General features: G+C 70.4%; 17 protein-coding genes. 5 read left to right on the forward strand and 12 right to left on the reverse strand.

Annotated elements, in window-relative coordinates; genetic code table 11:
* Positions 1 to 160: 160 nt before the first annotated feature.
* From ASD10_RS12595 to ASD10_RS12605, 3 genes are read right to left on the reverse strand one after another with little or no spacing between them, the layout of a single operon-like run.
* Positions 161 to 1,279 carry an SPFH domain-containing protein gene (locus tag ASD10_RS12595; RefSeq protein WP_056608928.1) on the reverse strand — a complete coding sequence of 373 codons (1,119 nt, stop codon included), beginning with the start codon at positions 1,277 to 1,279 and terminating at the stop codon, positions 161 to 163.
* Complete coding sequence (locus ASD10_RS12600; RefSeq protein WP_056608929.1) at positions 1,279 to 1,752, reverse strand: NfeD family protein; 474 nt, start codon at positions 1,750 to 1,752, stop codon at positions 1,279 to 1,281. The genes ASD10_RS12595 and ASD10_RS12600 overlap by 1 nt, the downstream gene beginning before the upstream one ends.
* Positions 1,749 to 2,579 (reverse strand): ABC transporter ATP-binding protein, encoded by an 831-nt coding sequence (locus ASD10_RS12605; protein ID WP_056608930.1) that lies wholly within the window; start codon positions 2,577 to 2,579, stop codon positions 1,749 to 1,751. The genes ASD10_RS12600 and ASD10_RS12605 overlap by 4 nt, the downstream gene beginning before the upstream one ends.
* Before the next feature lie 116 nt (positions 2,580 to 2,695).
* Between ASD10_RS12605 and serB the strand changes: the two genes are divergently transcribed.
* Positions 2,696 to 3,919 carry a phosphoserine phosphatase SerB gene (serB, locus tag ASD10_RS12610; protein ID WP_056608933.1) on the forward strand — a complete coding sequence of 408 codons (1,224 nt, stop codon included), beginning with the start codon at positions 2,696 to 2,698 and terminating at the stop codon, positions 3,917 to 3,919.
* Here the strand turns inward: serB and ASD10_RS12615 are convergent.
* Entirely contained in the window at positions 3,916 to 4,230 is a 315-nt protein-coding gene (locus ASD10_RS12615; RefSeq protein WP_056608934.1) for a helix-turn-helix transcriptional regulator, read from the reverse strand. The genes serB and ASD10_RS12615 overlap by 4 nt on opposite strands.
* 96 nt (positions 4,231 to 4,326) lie before the next feature.
* On the opposite strand from ASD10_RS12615, the gene ASD10_RS12620 reads away from it, so the two are divergent.
* On the forward strand, positions 4,327 to 5,535 hold the full coding sequence (locus ASD10_RS12620; protein ID WP_056608935.1) for an MFS transporter: 1,209 nt from the start codon (positions 4,327 to 4,329) through the stop codon (positions 5,533 to 5,535).
* A 1-nt stretch (position 5,536) separates the two neighbouring features.
* On the opposite strand, the gene ASD10_RS12625 is transcribed toward ASD10_RS12620, so the two are convergent.
* Entirely contained in the window at positions 5,537 to 5,752 is a 216-nt protein-coding gene (locus ASD10_RS12625; protein WP_056608938.1) for a dodecin, read from the reverse strand.
* A 43-nt stretch (positions 5,753 to 5,795) separates the two neighbouring features.
* Between ASD10_RS12625 and ASD10_RS12630 the strand changes: the two genes are divergently transcribed.
* Together ASD10_RS12630 and ASD10_RS12635 are read left to right on the forward strand one after the other, a co-directional pair.
* Positions 5,796 to 6,134, forward strand: a complete 339-nt coding sequence (locus ASD10_RS12630; protein ID WP_056608940.1) for a DUF3099 domain-containing protein — start codon at positions 5,796 to 5,798, stop codon at positions 6,132 to 6,134.
* Entirely contained in the window at positions 6,127 to 6,315 is a 189-nt protein-coding gene (locus ASD10_RS12635; RefSeq protein ID WP_056608943.1) for a hypothetical protein, read from the forward strand. The genes ASD10_RS12630 and ASD10_RS12635 overlap by 8 nt, the downstream gene beginning before the upstream one ends.
* 10 nt (positions 6,316 to 6,325) lie before the next feature.
* Here the strand turns inward: ASD10_RS12635 and moaA are convergent, their stop codons facing one another.
* Positions 6,326 to 7,312, reverse strand: coding sequence for a GTP 3',8-cyclase MoaA (gene moaA, locus ASD10_RS12640; RefSeq protein WP_056608944.1), 987 nt, complete (start codon positions 7,310 to 7,312; stop codon positions 6,326 to 6,328).
* Positions 7,313 to 7,381: 69 nt separating this feature from the next.
* Between moaA and ASD10_RS12645 the strand changes: the two genes are divergently transcribed.
* Positions 7,382 to 8,182 (forward strand): SURF1 family protein, encoded by an 801-nt coding sequence (locus ASD10_RS12645; RefSeq protein WP_056608945.1) that lies wholly within the window; start codon positions 7,382 to 7,384, stop codon positions 8,180 to 8,182.
* Positions 8,183 to 8,201: 19 nt separating this feature from the next.
* On the opposite strand, the gene ASD10_RS12650 is transcribed toward ASD10_RS12645, so the two are convergent.
* From ASD10_RS12650 to sufC, 6 genes are all read right to left on the reverse strand, one after another.
* Positions 8,202 to 9,800, reverse strand: a complete 1,599-nt coding sequence (locus ASD10_RS12650) for an ABC-F family ATP-binding cassette domain-containing protein (RefSeq protein WP_056608947.1) — start codon at positions 9,798 to 9,800, stop codon at positions 8,202 to 8,204.
* A gap of 160 nt (positions 9,801 to 9,960) precedes the next feature.
* Complete coding sequence (locus tag ASD10_RS12655; RefSeq protein ID WP_056608949.1) at positions 9,961 to 10,758, reverse strand: hypothetical protein; 798 nt, start codon at positions 10,756 to 10,758, stop codon at positions 9,961 to 9,963.
* Positions 10,759 to 10,886: 128 nt separating this feature from the next.
* Positions 10,887 to 11,249 carry a metal-sulfur cluster assembly factor gene (locus tag ASD10_RS12660; protein ID WP_056608951.1) on the reverse strand — a complete coding sequence of 121 codons (363 nt, stop codon included), beginning with the start codon at positions 11,247 to 11,249 and terminating at the stop codon, positions 10,887 to 10,889.
* Positions 11,246 to 11,740 carry a Fe-S cluster assembly sulfur transfer protein SufU gene (gene sufU / locus ASD10_RS12665; protein WP_056608953.1) on the reverse strand — a complete coding sequence of 165 codons (495 nt, stop codon included), beginning with the start codon at positions 11,738 to 11,740 and terminating at the stop codon, positions 11,246 to 11,248. The genes ASD10_RS12660 and sufU overlap by 4 nt, the downstream gene beginning before the upstream one ends.
* Before the next feature lie 25 nt (positions 11,741 to 11,765).
* On the reverse strand, positions 11,766 to 13,031 hold the full coding sequence (locus ASD10_RS12670; RefSeq protein ID WP_056608955.1) for a cysteine desulfurase: 1,266 nt from the start codon (positions 13,029 to 13,031) through the stop codon (positions 11,766 to 11,768).
* Complete coding sequence (sufC, locus tag ASD10_RS12675) at positions 13,028 to 13,798, reverse strand: Fe-S cluster assembly ATPase SufC (protein WP_056608957.1); 771 nt, start codon at positions 13,796 to 13,798, stop codon at positions 13,028 to 13,030. The genes ASD10_RS12670 and sufC overlap by 4 nt, the downstream gene beginning before the upstream one ends.
* Between the last annotated feature and the right edge of the window lie 2 nt (positions 13,799 to 13,800).

The raw sequence follows: 13,800 nt of genomic DNA on the forward strand, positions 1-13,800 counted from the left end.
CGGAGTTCGAAGGTGTCGCGAGGAACGTAGGCCACCGAGACCCTGGTCTGGACCGTCTGCGGTGAACGACGAATGAACGCAGGACGTACCTTCGCCGCAGGCAACGGAAAAGGCCCGGCGACAGGTTGTCGACGGGCCTTCTCGGGTACTGCTGAGGGTTCTACCCCTGTGGCTGGGGCGGCTCGGGAGCCGCCGGCGGCTCGGGCGCGGCGGGCGGCGCCGGCGGCACGTCGGCAGCGCTCGTCGCGGGGTTCTCGGCCGCCTTCGCGGCGTCGAGCGCCTCCTGGACGGCCTCACTGGTCGCCTCGGTCTGCACCGAGTCGTCCTCGATCTCGGAGTCGTAGTCGACGCGCGTCTTGCTGCCGCCGCCGTCCATCGGGATCGAGCCGATGGTTCCGCCGAGCGTGCCGAGCGCCTTGGTGAGCTCGGCCGGGATGATCCACGTCGTGGCGTTGTCGCCCTCGGCGATCTTCGGCAGCATCTGCAGGTACTGGTACGACAGCAGCTTCTGGTCGGGGTTGCCGTCGTGGATCGCCTGGAAGACTGTCTGGATGGCCTGCGCCTCGCCCTGCGCGCGCAGGATCTGCGCCTGACGGTCGGCCTGCGCCGTCAGGATCTGCGCCTGGCGCTCACCCTCGGCGGTCAGGATCGCGGACTGCTTCTGGCCCTCGGCCGTCAGGATCGCCGACTGGCGCTCGCCCTCGGCCGTCAGGATCGCCGCACGCTTGTTGCGCTCGGCGCGCATCTGCTGCTCCATCGCGTCGATGATCGACGGCGGCGGGTCGATGCCCTTGAGCTCGACGCGGTTGACGCGGATGCCCCACTTGCCGGTCGCGGAGTCGAGCTCGCCGCGCAGGCCCGAGTTGATCTGGTCGCGGCTCGTCAGCGCGTGCTCGAGCGTCATGCCGCCCGTGATGTTGCGCAGCGTCGTCATCGTGAGCTGCTCGATCGCCTGGATGTAGTTGGCGATCTCGTACGTCGCGGCGACCGGATCGGTCACCTGGAAGTAGATGACGGTGTCGATCGAGACGACCAGGTTGTCCTCGGTGATGACGGGCTGCGGCGGGAACGACACGACCTGCTCGCGCAGGTCGATGACGTAGCGCACCTTGTCGATGAACGGCATGACGATGTTGAGGCCGGCCGACAGGGTCGTGCGGTACTTGCCGAACCGCTCGACGATGCCCGACCGGGCCTGGGGGACGATCTTGACCGTCATCGAGACGATGACGATCGCCAGGACGGCGAGCAGGACGAGCACGATCAGTGCTGCGGACATCAGGACTCCTTCGAGAGGGGCGGCGCTGCGGTGGCTGAGGTGACGACGGCGGTCGCGCCGTCGATCTGGGTGACGAGCACGTCGTCGCCCGTGTCGAAGACGAGGTCGTGGGCGGCGCGGGCCGACCACAGCTCGCCGCGCAGCTGGATGCGTCCGGAGCGGCCGTCGACGGGCTCGACCACGACGGCCGTCGCACCGACGAGGTTGACGTGGCCCGTCTGCAGCGTCGGGCCGGCGTGCAGCTTGGCCACGACGGACGGTCGCACGAGGAACAGCAGGAGCAGCGAGACGATCGCGAAGATCGGCAGCGTGATCCAGATGGGGGCGCCGAGGCCCGCCGCCGCGGCCGCCGCGAGCGCGCCGACGGCGAACATCAGCAGGACGAGGTCGAGGCTCAGCATCTCGACGACGGCCAGGACGACGGCCAGCCCCAGCCAGGTCGCCCACGCGTGGTCACGGATCCAGTCGATCATGTGTCCTCCCCTGTCGCCGCGGTGCGGTTGGCCCGGCGTCCGTATCCTGCCCGTCGCGCGGCGTAGCGTCCACCGTCGCGGTCGAGGTGGATGCGCTGGCCGAACGTCGTCGAGAGGTTGTCGGCGGTCAGCGTCTCGGCGAGCGGGCCCTGCGCCACGACCCGTCCCTCGCGCACCAGCAGCACGTGCGTGAAGCCGACCGGGATCTCCTCGACGTGGTGCGACACCATGACGAGGGCCGGCGAGCCCTCGGAGCCGGCGAGCGTCTCGAGGCTCGAGAGCAGGTCCTCGCGCGCGCCCAGGTCGAGACCGGCGCCCGGCTCGTCGAGCAGCAGCAGCTCGGGGTCGGTCATCAGGGCCCGGGCGATCAGCACCCGCTTACGCTCGCCCTCCGACAGCGTGCCGAACGTGCGTCCGGCCAGCGGGGCGATGCCCCACTCCCCCATGATCTGGTCGGCGCGGACGTGGTCGTGCTCGTCGTACTCCTCGTTCCAGCGGCCGGTGACGCCGTAGGCGGCCGACAGGACGACGTCGCGCACCGACTCGGTGGGCGGGATGCGGTCGGCGACCTTGGTGCTGGTGTGGCCGATGCGCGTGCGCAGCTCGGCGACGGCGACCTGACCGAGGCGCTCGTCGAGGATGTCGACGGTGCCGGACGTGGGGTGCAGCGACGCACCGATGATCTGCAGCAGCGTCGTCTTGCCCGCTCCGTTGGGCCCGAGGACGACCCACCGGTCGTTCTCGTCGACGGTCCAGCTGATGTCGTCGAGCAGGACCTTGCCCGGGCGCTCGACCCTGACGTCCGAGAGCTCGAAAGCGGCGGGCATGCGGCCTCCTGGTCGTGGTCGCGCGAACGTCGTGACCACGACGTCGTGGCGTGGTGATGGTCGGTGGTGCCAACCTATCGCGACGGTGTCTGCCGTCAGCGATAGCCTCGGGTGCGATGACCGAGCCCGTGCCCACGTCGCACTTCACCGATCCGACCGTCCTGGTGACCCTCACGGGCCCCGACCAGAGCGGAGTCACCACGCGCCTGTTCGGCGATCTCGCGCCGACCGGCGTCGAGGTCATCGACGTCGAGCAGCTCGTCGTGCGCGGGCGCCTGATCCTCAGCGCGCTCGTGACGCTCCCCGACGACCTCGACGAGCTCGAGCGGACGGTCCGGGCCGTCGGCGGGCACTTCGGGCTCGAGGTCGCCGTCGAGCACGGCACGGGCGACAACCGGGCCCGCCGCGTCGGGCGTGCGCAGGTCGTCGTGCTGGGCGCTCCCCTGCGTCCCGCCGCGATGGCTGCCCTGGCCCAGGGCATCAAGGACGACGGCGGCAACATCGACCGCATCGTCCGCATGGCGCGCTACCCGGTGACCGCGATCCGCATGGAGGTCTCCGGCGCCGACCCCGACCAGCTGCAGGCCGACCTGGCCGCGATCGCGCACGAGCAGGGCGTCGACGTCGCGGTGCAGGAGAACGGCATCCTGCGCCACGCCCAGCGCCTCGTCGTGATGGACGTCGACTCGACCCTCATCCAGGGCGAGGTCATCGAGATGATCGCGGCCCACGCGGGCTGCGAGGACGAGGTCGCCCGCGTCACGGAGGCCGCGATGCGCGGCGAGCTCGACTTCGCCGAGTCGCTCGTGGCCCGTGTCGCCCTGCTCGAGGGCGTCGACGAGTCCGCGCTCGACGCGGTGTACGACTCGCTGGCCTACGCCAAGGGCGCCCGCACCATGATCCGCACGCTCAAGCGCCTGGGCTACCGCTTCGCGCTGGTCAGCGGCGGCTTCACGCAGATCATCGAGAAGATCGCCGCCGAGCTCGGGGTCGACTACTACGCGGCCAACCAGCTCGAGGTCGTCGACGGCCGGCTGACCGGCCGGGTCACCGGTCCGATCGTCGACCGGGCCGGCAAGGCCGAGGCGCTGCGCCGCTTCGCCGCCGAGGCCCGCATCCCGGTCAGGAACACCGTCGCGATCGGCGACGGCGCCAACGACCTCGACATGCTGGCGGCCTCGGGCCTCGGCATCGCCTTCAACGCCAAGCCGTTGGTCCGCGACCAGGCGCAGACGTCCGTCAACGTGCCCTACCTCGACGCGATCGTCTACCTGCTCGGCATCACCCGCGAAGAGGTCGAGGCGGCCGACGCGGCCGATCTCGCCGACGTCGTCGACTAGTCCGCGGCCAGCACCGAGTCGAGCAGCCCCGGGAAGACCGCGTCGAGCTCGTCCTTGCGCAGGCTGACGAGCCGGCGGCGTCCGTCGGGCTCGTTGCGCACGATCCCCGCCTCGCGCAGCACCTTCATGAGGTGCGACTTGGTCGACTTCGGCAGGTCCGGGTTGGTCACCCCGCACTCGGCCATGGTCAGGGGGCCCGCGGCGAGCTCGCGGACGATCTCGAGCCGCGCCGGGTCGCTCAGCGCGAACAGGACGTCGGTCAGCGCGACGTCGGTCGGCTCGGGGTGCGGGAGGCGCGTGATGCCCGTCATGGTTCCAGAATACTTGAACTGTCCAAGGATCGGCGTACGGTGTAACTGTTCCACTTCGATCGAACCGTCGGTTCGACCAGACGACCCGGAGGCCCGATGACCGTCACCACCGCACCGACGACCCGGCGCGCCACGGGCGTCCGCACGCCCGGCTTCGCGCTGGCCGTGGCCGCCGTCGTGGCCATGATGGTCGCCGCGAGCGCCCCGTCACCGTTCTACCCCGTCCTGCAGCAGGAGATCGGCTTCTCGGCCGCCACCATGACGACGATCTTCGCCGTCTACGCCGTCGCGCTGCTGATGACCCTGCTCGTGGCCGGCTCGCTGTCGGACCACCTCGGTCGACGGCCCGTCATCTCGGCGGGATTCATCGTGCTGGCGGCCAGCATGGTGGCGTTCTGGCACGCCGACACCGTGACGGTTCTCGTGGCGGCGCGCATCGTGCAGGGCGTCGCCGCCGGGCTGCTGATGTCGTCGCTGTCGGCCGCCGTGGTCGACCTCGAGCCGGCGCGGCGTCCGGGGTCGGCCGCGACGCTCAACAGCGTCGGCCCCCTGGCGGGGCTCGCGCTCGGGGCCGTGGCCGCCGGCGCCCTGCTCGACCGGACGTCGTCCGCGCTCGCGGTCGTGTTCGGCGGCCTGACCGTCGCGTACGTCGTGATCGCCGCCGCGGTGTGGCTGCTGCCCGAGACGTCGCCGCGCCACGAGGGCCTGGCGGCCTCGTTCGTGCCGCGCGCGGGTGTTCCCGCCGCCGCGCGGGCGCCGTTCCTGCGCAGCGCGCCGGCGCTGCTCGCGGGCTGGGCCACGAGCGGGCTCTACCTGTCGCTCGGGGCGCCGCTCGCAGGCCGTGAGCTGGGCGCCGAGCTGCACGTCGAGCAGGGCCTGGTCGTCGCCGTGCTGACCGGCACCGGGTCGGTCGCGTGCTACGTCGCGCGTCGTCGCACCTCGCGCGAGCTGACGATCGCCGGCACCACGGCTCTGGCCGTCGGCACCGCCCTGACGCTCGCGGCGCTCGCGGCCGGCTCCTACTGGGCCTTCATCGCCGCCGCCGTCGTCGCGGGCATCGGCTTCGGGGCGTCGTTCCTCGGCATCATGCGGTCCATCACGCCGTTGGCGGCCCCGCACGAGCGCGGTGAGCTGTTCGCGTCCGTCTTCGTCGTGAGCTACCTGGCATTCGGCATCCCCGCCGTGGCCGCCGGTGTCGCGTCGGCCCACATCGGGCTCGCCGAGACCACCTACGTGTACGGCGGCGCCGTGGTCGTCCTGTCCGCCGCGGCGGCGCTGCTGCGCCGGTTCGGGTCGACGGACTAGCTCACTCGTCGTCCTCGAGCCGGAAGCCGATCTTCATCGTCACCTGGTAGTGGCCGACCTCGGAGTCGGTGATCTGACCACGGATGCCCGTGACCTCGAACCAGTCGAGGTGGCGCAGCGTCTGCGAGGCGCGCTTGATGCCGTTGTCGACGGCCTGCGTGACACCCTCCGGGGAGGTGCCGACGATCTCGGTGATGCGGTATGTGCGGTCAGTCATGTGCCCATCATGCAGGCTCGGTCGTCCGGCGTACGCTGGGAGGGTGCCCGAGTCCCGCGAACCACGCAAGCAGCAGGTCTTCTCGATCACGACTGCGGCCGAGTCGCAGACGGACGATCGTATGCGTCGAGAGAAGCGCTACGCCGTCTCGATGCTGATCCGCACGCTGTGCTTCCTGGGCGGCGTCGTGCTCGTCATGCAGCCCATGCCGTACGCCGTCGCGGGCTGGCTGATGTTCGTAGGAGCGGTCTTCCTGCCGTACGCCGCGGTCATCTTCGCCAACGCCGGGGTGCGCAAGAAGGGCGACGGGCCCTCGCCGTTCGGTCCCGAGCCGGGCAAGCAGATCGCCACGACCCGCACGACGCCGCTCGACCGTGGCTGACGAGCTGATCTGCTCGGCCAAGGGCTGCACGGCCGGAGCCGTGCACCAGGTCGTCTGGAACAACCCCAAGATCCACACGCCCGACCGCCGCAAGATCTGGCTGGCGTGCGACGAGCACGAGTCGTCGCTGCGGACGTTCCTCGACGCCCGCGACTTCTACCGCGAGACGGTCGCCCTCTGAGCGTCGGCCGCTAGCCGCCGATCGCCGACATCGGGCGGTCGGACTGCAGGAACGTCGGGTCGTCGATGCCGTGGCCCGGCAGCTTGGTCGCCATCGCCGCGATCCACCGGTCGGCGATCTCGGCGTCCGACGCCCCCGCGCGCATCGGGGCACGCAGGTCGGACTCCTCGCGGGCGAACAGGCAGTTCATGATCTGGCCGTCGGCCGTCAGGCGCACCCGGTTGCAGTCGCCGCAGAACGGCTTGGTGACCGAGCCGATGATGCCGACCGTGTGCGGCCCGTCGTCGACCAGGAACTTCTCGGCCGGTGCCGACCCCCGGCCGTCGAGGCCCGTGAGCCGGAAGTGGCGTCCGATCAGGTCGAGCGTCTCGTCGGCGGTGACCATCGCCTCGCGGTTCCAGCCGTGCTGCGCGTCGAGCGGCATCTGCTCGATGAAGCGCAACTCGTACCCGTGCTCCATGCACCAGCGCAGCAGGTCGGGGGCCTCGTGGTCGTTGATGCCGCGCAGCAGCACCGCGTTGACCTTCACCGGCCGCAGACCGGCCTCGTGGGCGGCCGCCAGGCCGTCCAGGACGTCGTGCAGACGGTTGCGCCGGGTGATCTTCTCGAACGTCGCCGGATCGGTCGTGTCGAGGCTGATGTTGACGCGGTCGAGGCCGGCCTCGGCCAGCGCCCGCGCGGTGTGCTTGAGACCCAGCCCGTTGGACGTCATGGCCGTGCGGGGACGTGACGGGAGCGCCTTCGTCGTCGCCACGATGGACGGCAGGCTGCGGCGCAGCAGCGGCTCGCCGCCCGTGAAGCGGACGTCGCGAATGCCCAGCATCTCGACGCCGATGCGGATCAGCCGGTTGAGCTCGTCGTCGGTCAGCGTGGCGTCGGTCGGCAGCCAGTCGAGCCCCTCGGCGGGCATGCAGTACTGGCAGCGCAGGTTGCACCGGTCGGTCAGGGAGACCCGGAGATCCGTGGCAACGCGGCCATGTCGATCGATGAGGTCCATCCCTCCATCGTAGGCGTCTGCGCCCAACCCGGCTCGGCCCGGCTTGGGGCCGACAACTACCGTCGAGGTGTGTATCGCTTCATGCTGAGCGCGCGATGGATCGGCTTCGCGGTCTTCGTCGTCGTGCTCGCCGCCCTCTGCACGCGGCTCGGGTTCTGGCAGATGCACAAGCTCGAGCTGCGTCTCGACCGCAACGACGTCATCACGAAGCACTTCTCGACCGATCCGGTCGACATCGCCACGGCGCTGCCGTCGGGCCAGGAGGTCGACGGCACCACCGAGTGGACGCGTGTGACGGCGACCGGGACCTACGACCTCGACCAGCAGCTGACCGTCAAGTTCACGACCCGTGACGGCGCCCCCGGCGTCGACGTCGTCACTCCCCTGGTGCTGGCGTCCGGCGACGCGGTGCTGGTCGACCGCGGGTGGATCGAGACCGCCAACACCGTCAAGCGTCCGCGGGTGCCCGCCCCATCGACCGGCGAGGTCACGATCGAGGGCTGGCTGCGGCAGAACAACGGCGCCGGCGGTGCGGCGGTGAAGCCGTCGGAGGGCCAGATCCGCGCGATCTCGAGCGATGCGCTCGGCGAGGTCATGCCGTACGACCTGGTCGACGGCTACGTCAACCTGCAGTCGCAGTCACCCGAGCCGGCCGCGGGTCTGGCGGCCGAGCCGAGGCCCGAGCTGGGCCAGGGCCCGCACTTCTTCTACGCCCTGCAGTGGTGGTTCTTCGCGCTGCTGGCCGTCGTCGGATACTTCTGGTTCGCCCGGGCCGAGGCGAAGGAGCGGCGCAACCCCACGCGGGTCGACGGCTTCGCCGGCGAGCCCGAGAAGAAGACGCGGCAGTCGAACTTCCCCACCCACGCCTGACGCGCGACCGAGGGCCCCCTCAGGCCAGGGTCACGAGGTCGAGGTAGTCCTCCGACCACAGGTCCTCGTCGCCGTCGGGCAGCAGCAGGACTCGGTCGGGCTCGAGCGCACGCACGGCGCCCTCGTCGTGCGAGACCAGCACGATCGCACCCTCGTAGTTGCGGATCGCGCGCAGCACCTCTTCGCGTGAGGCCGGGTCGAGGTTGTTGGTGGGCTCGTCGAGCAGCAGCACGTTGGCGCTCGACACGATGAGGCTCGCGAGGGCCAGACGCGTCTTCTCGCCGCCCGAGAGCACCCCGGCCGGCTTCGAGGTGTCGTCCCCGCTGAACAGGAACGAGCCGAGCACGCTGCGCGCCTCGGTGTCGGTCAGCTGCGGAGCCTGGGCCTGCATGTTCTCGAGCACGGTGCGCGAGGTGTCGAGCGTCTCGTGCTCCTGGGCGAAGTAGCCGATCTTCAGACCGTGGCCCGGGATGACCTCGCCGCTGTCCTGCCGCAGCGTCCCGGCCAGCATGCGCAGCAGGGTCGTCTTGCCGGCGCCGTTGAGGCCCAGGATCACGACGCGGCTGCCCTTGTCGATCGCGAGGTCGACGTCGAGGAAGATCTCGAGGGAGCCGTACGACTTCGAGAGGCCCTCGGCCATCAGCGGCGTCTTGCCGCAAGGCGCGGGCTTGGGGAACTTGATGTTCGCGACCTTGTCCTGCACCCGCTCGCCCTCGAGGCCCGAGACGAGCTGCTCGGCACGCCGCAGCATCTGCTGGGCGGTCGACGCCTTCGACGCCTTCGCGCGGAACTTGTTGGCCTGCGACGTCAGCGCGTCGGCCTTCTTGACGGCCAGGGCGCGCTCGCGCTTGCGGCGGGCCTCGTCGGCCTCGCGCTGCTTGACGTACGACGCCCAGCCCATGTTGTAGATGTCGATCGTGCCGCGGTTGGCGTCGAGGTACAGGACCTTGTTGACGGTCTCCTCGATCAGGTCGACGTCGTGGCTGATGATCACGATGCCGCCGCTGAACGACTTCAGGAAGCCGCGCAGCCACGTCACCGAGTCGGCGTCGAGGTGGTTGGTCGGCTCGTCGAGCAGGAGGGTGTCGGCGTCCGAGAACAGGATGCGCGCGAGCTCGATGCGGCGTCGCTGTCCGCCCGACAGGGTCGACAACGGCTGCTCGAGCACGCGGTCGGGCAGCCCGAGGGCGTGCGAGATCGTCGCGGCCTCGGACTCCGCGGCGTACCCGCCGCCGGCGTTGAACGCCGTGTCGGCGCGCGTGTAGGCCTTCATGGCCTTCTCGGCGATCTCGGGGTCGGGCGAGCCCATGTCGAGCTCGGCCTTGCGCATCGCAGTGAGCGCCTCGTCGAGGCCACGGGCGCCCAGGATGCGGTCGCGGGCGGTCGTGGCGAGGTCGCCGGACTTCGGGTCCTGCGGCAGGTAGCCGATCTTGCCGGTCGACGTGATCGAGCCCTGGGCGGGCTGGCCGTCACCGGACAGCATGCGCGTCAGGGTCGTCTTGCCGGCGCCGTTGCGTCCGACCAGACCGACCTTGTCGCCCTTGTCGACACGGAACGAGACATCGGACATCAGGACGCGCGCGCCGAAGCGCAGCTCCACATTGGAGACGGTGAGCATGGAAGACCTTCGATATGGGGGTGTGAGAGGGGTCGACGGAGCCGCGAGGGGCTCGACGTCATTCCCGCTGGTAAAAGCTCACCCCTCCACCATACGGCCCCGCCGACGAGGGGGTTGCCGCCCCGCGACGAGAGGACGGGTGCCGTTGATCACAGGCACGTCAGCCCGCGAGGACCAGGTCCGTCCCCCGGCAGGATCTCGGCAGGTCGGGGGCGTAGCCGGCGAGGTCCTTCGACAGGGTGATGTAGGCGGCTCCCGGCAGCGTCACACGATCACCCAGGCGGTACGAACGGCCGGCGAGGTCGAGGACGAAGGGCCTCGTGGAGACGGACGTGCCCCGCTCCCAGGCGACGACGAACCGTCGTCCCTCCACGCTGTTGACCGCCAGCCCGAGGCATCCGTCGACATCGATGAGCACGCCGCTCAGCTGCTGTCCGTACGCGCGCCGCTGCGGATCGACGACGAGCGACGGCGCGCCAGGCACCGCGGTGACGTCGAGCAGGGGCATGTCGGCCGGTTCCGGGCGGGTCAGCCCGTAGCCGGCGGCGATCGTCCCGATGACCACCAGCACGATCGCGGCGAGCACCGACCGTCGGCGCGTGCGTCGCCGCACCCCCGCCGCGGCGACGGCACCCAGCACGCACCCGATCGCCACGACACCCGCCGGGAACACGAAGAAGAGAGTCGCGACTCCCCCCAATGCCGCAACGATCGCGGCGACGACCGTCGCGGGCGTGCCGACGGCGATCCGCTGCAGCGCACCGATCACCATGCCTGCGAGGAGGGGAGCCAGCACGTGACCGTCAGGCGGGTCGTCGTCCAGGATGAAGATCGTCCCGAACGGCGACTCGAAGACCGCGAAGGCCACGGCGGCGTCGACCAGGACGCACAGCACGACACTCGTCGCGTCCAGCGCGCGCCGCGACCCGGTGCTGCGGACCTCGACCTCAGCACTCATGCGACGACGATCCCACAGCCGCGACGCCGACGAGGGGGTCACCGCCCTCCGCGAGGCCGCTGCCGCCCCGTGAAGGGGCGACAGGTCTCTCGCCGAAGGGCCGTGACCCCCTCCTCAGCGTTGTGGGGTCAGCCGATGTTGAAGCCGAGGGCGCGCAGCATCTCGCGGCCGTCGTCGGTGATCTTGTCGGGGCCCCACGGCGGCATCCAGACCCACTCGATGCGGAAGTCGTTGACGATGCCGTCGAGCGCCGCACGTGTCTGGTCCTCGATGACGTCGGTCAGCGGGCACGCCGCGGACGTCAGCGTCATCGACAGGACGGTGTTGCTGTGCTCGTCGACGTCGGCGCCGTAGACGAGACCGAGGTCGACGACGTTGATGCCGAGCTCGGGGTCGACGACGTCCTTCATCGCCTCGATGACGTCTTCCTTGGTGGTCGCGCCGGCCGGGGCCGTGCTGACCTCGGGCAGGTCGCTGTGATCGGTGGTCATGCGGGGTCTCCCGTGGTTGAGGTGGCGGTGTTGTCAGGTGCTGCGGAGGTGACGAGCGCCTGCGAGACGGCGTCCTTCCAGGCCATCCAGCCCAGCAGCGCGCACTTGATGCGGGCGGGGAACTGGGCGACGCCGGCGAAGGCGATGCCGTCCTCGAGGACGTCCTCGTCGGGCTCGACCTGGCCCTTGCCCTGCATGAGCTCGGTGAAGCTGTCGAGGACCGTCATGCCCTCGGTGACGGACTTGCCGACGACCAGGTCGTTCAGCACCGACACGGACGCCTGGCTGATCGAGCAGCCCTGCGCGTCGTACGACACGTCGCCGACGGTCTCGCCGTCGAGGTGGACGCGCAGCGTGATCTCGTCGCCGCACGTCGGGTTGACGTGGTGCACCTCGGCCTCGAACGGCTCACGCAGTCCGGCACCGTGCGGGTGCTTGTAGTGGTCGAGGATGATCTCCTGGTACAGCGAGTCCATGGCTGCGGTGTTCATGCCGTCCTCCCCGGGCCGTGGTCGTTCATGCGAAGTACTTCTGGGTGTGGTGCAGGCCCTCGACGAGCGCGTCGATCTCCTGCTCGGTCGTGTACAGGTAGAACGACGCGCGCGTCGTCGACTGCACGCCGAAGCGCAGGTGGGCCGGCTTGGCGCAGTGGTGACCGGCGCGCACGGCGATGCCGCGCGAGTCGAGCAGCTGCGAGACGTCGTGCGGGTGGACGCCCTCGAGCGTGAAGCTCACGGCTCCCCCGCGGTCGACGGCCTCCTTCGGACCGACGACCGTCAGGCCGTCGATCTCCTGCAGGGCGCCCAGCGCGTAGGCCGTGATGGCCTGCTCGTGGGCGGCGACGTTCTCCATGCCGATGCCGCTGAGGTAGTCGACCGCCGCGCCCAGCCCGACGGACTGCGCGATCGGCGGCGTGCCGGCCTCGAACCGCGCCGGCGGGGGCGCGTACGTCGAGCCCTGCATCGTGACGGTCTCGATCATCTCGCCACCGCCGAGGAACGGCGGCAGCTCGGCGAGCAGGTCGTACCGGCCCCACAGGACGCCGATGCCGGTCGGCCCGACGAGCTTGTGGCCCGTGAAGGCGACGAAGTCGGCTCCCAGGGCGGCGACGTCGACGGGCATCTGCGGGACGGCCTGCGACGCGTCGATCACGACGAGCGCCCCGACGCTGCGCGCCTTGGCGATCACGGTGTCGACGGGGTTGATCGTGCCGAGCATGTTCGACACCCACGTCAGCGAGACGACCTTGGTGCGCTCGGTGATCAGCGAGTCGATCTCGTTGAGGTCGAGCCGACCCTCGTCGGTGACGCCGAACCAGCGGAGCGTCGCGCCCGTGCGCTGCGTCAGCTGCTGCCACGGCACGATGTTGGAGTGGTGCTCCATCTCGGTGATGACGACCTCGTCGCCCTCGCCCACCCGACCGGCGTCGCCGAGCACCCGGGCCACCAGGTTGAGCGCCTCGGAGGCGTTCTTGGTGTAGACGACCTCGTCACGGCTGGGCGCGTTGATGAAGGCCGCGACCTTGTCGCGTCCGAGCTCGAACGCCGCGCTCGCCTCGGCACCGAGGTGGTGCATCGCGCGGGCCACGTTGGCGTTGTGCAGCCGGTAGTGGTCGGAGATCGCGTCGATGACCTGCTGCGGCTTCTGCGACGTGTTGGCGCTGTCGAGGTAGACCAGCGGCAGGTCACCGGGCAGGACGCGCCCGAGGATCGGGAAGTCCGCCCTGATCCTCGCCACGTCGAACGACGCGGTGTCGGTCGTGGTCCCCTCGACGACGGTCACGCCGAGGCCTCGGCGGCGGCCTTGACGTACTTGTCGTAGCCGTTGGCCTCGAGCTCGTCGGCGAGCTCCGGTCCGCCCTGGTCGGCGACGCGGCCCGCGACGAACACGTGCACGTAGTCGGGCTTGATGTAGCGCAGGATGCGCGTGTAGTGCGTGATCAGCAGGACGCCGCGGTCACCCTGGTCGCTGTAGCGGTTGACGCCGTCGGAGACGACCCGCAGCGCGTCGATGTCGAGGCCGGAGTCGGTCTCGTCGAGCACCGCGAACTTGGGGTTGAGCAGCTCGAGCTGAGCGATCTCGTGGCGCTTCTTCTCACCACCGGAGAAGCCCTCGTTGACGCTGCGCTGGGCGAAGTCCTTGTCGAGCGTGACGCGCTCGAGCGCCGCGTTGACGTCCTTGACCCACGTGCGCAGCTTGGGGGCCTCGCCGTCGATCGCGGTCTTGGCGGTGCGCAGGAAGTTCGCGACCGAGACGCCCGGCACCTCGACGGGGTACTGCATCGCGAGGAACAGGCCCGCGCGGGCGCGCTCGTCGACCGACATCGACAGGATGTCGACGCCGTCGAGCGTGACGGTGCCGCCGGTGATGTTGTACTTCGGGTGGCCGGCGATGGAGTAGGCCAGCGTCGACTTGCCGGAGCCGTTGGGCCCCATGATGGCGTGGACCTCACCGGTCCTGACGGTCAGGTCGACCCCCTTGAGGATCTCCTTCTCGCCCTCCTCGGTGGTGACCGTGACGTGCAGGTCCTTGATCTCGAGTGTTGCCATGT

The organism is Aeromicrobium sp. Root472D3, assembly GCF_001426485.1.
Lineage (GTDB): Bacteria > Actinomycetota > Actinomycetes > Propionibacteriales > Nocardioidaceae > Aeromicrobium.

Excerpts from the sequence above, each read along its gene's own strand:
- ASD10_RS12595 (WP_056608928.1), bottom strand. The coding sequence starts at position 1,279 with ATGTCCGCAGCACTGATCGTGCTCGTCCTGCTCGCCGTCCTGGCGATC.
- ASD10_RS12600 (WP_056608929.1), bottom strand. The coding sequence starts at position 1,752 with ATGATCGACTGGATCCGTGACCACGCGTGGGCGACCTGGCTGGGGCTG.
- ASD10_RS12605 (WP_056608930.1), bottom strand. The coding sequence starts at position 2,579 with ATGCCCGCCGCTTTCGAGCTCTCGGACGTCAGGGTCGAGCGCCCGGGC.
- serB (WP_056608933.1), top strand. The coding sequence starts at position 2,696 with ATGACCGAGCCCGTGCCCACGTCGCACTTCACCGATCCGACCGTCCTG.
- ASD10_RS12615 (WP_056608934.1), bottom strand. The coding sequence starts at position 4,230 with ATGACGGGCATCACGCGCCTCCCGCACCCCGAGCCGACCGACGTCGCG.
- ASD10_RS12620 (WP_056608935.1), top strand. The coding sequence starts at position 4,327 with ATGACCGTCACCACCGCACCGACGACCCGGCGCGCCACGGGCGTCCGC.
- ASD10_RS12625 (WP_056608938.1), bottom strand. The coding sequence starts at position 5,752 with ATGACTGACCGCACATACCGCATCACCGAGATCGTCGGCACCTCCCCG.
- moaA (WP_056608944.1), bottom strand. The coding sequence starts at position 7,312 with ATGGACCTCATCGATCGACATGGCCGCGTTGCCACGGATCTCCGGGTC.
- ASD10_RS12650 (WP_056608947.1), bottom strand. The coding sequence starts at position 9,800 with ATGCTCACCGTCTCCAATGTGGAGCTGCGCTTCGGCGCGCGCGTCCTG.
- ASD10_RS12655 (WP_056608949.1), bottom strand. The coding sequence starts at position 10,758 with ATGAGTGCTGAGGTCGAGGTCCGCAGCACCGGGTCGCGGCGCGCGCTG.
- ASD10_RS12660 (WP_056608951.1), bottom strand. The coding sequence starts at position 11,249 with ATGACCACCGATCACAGCGACCTGCCCGAGGTCAGCACGGCCCCGGCC.
- sufU (WP_056608953.1), bottom strand. The coding sequence starts at position 11,740 with ATGAACACCGCAGCCATGGACTCGCTGTACCAGGAGATCATCCTCGAC.
- sufC (WP_056608957.1), bottom strand. The coding sequence starts at position 13,798 with ATGGCAACACTCGAGATCAAGGACCTGCACGTCACGGTCACCACCGAG.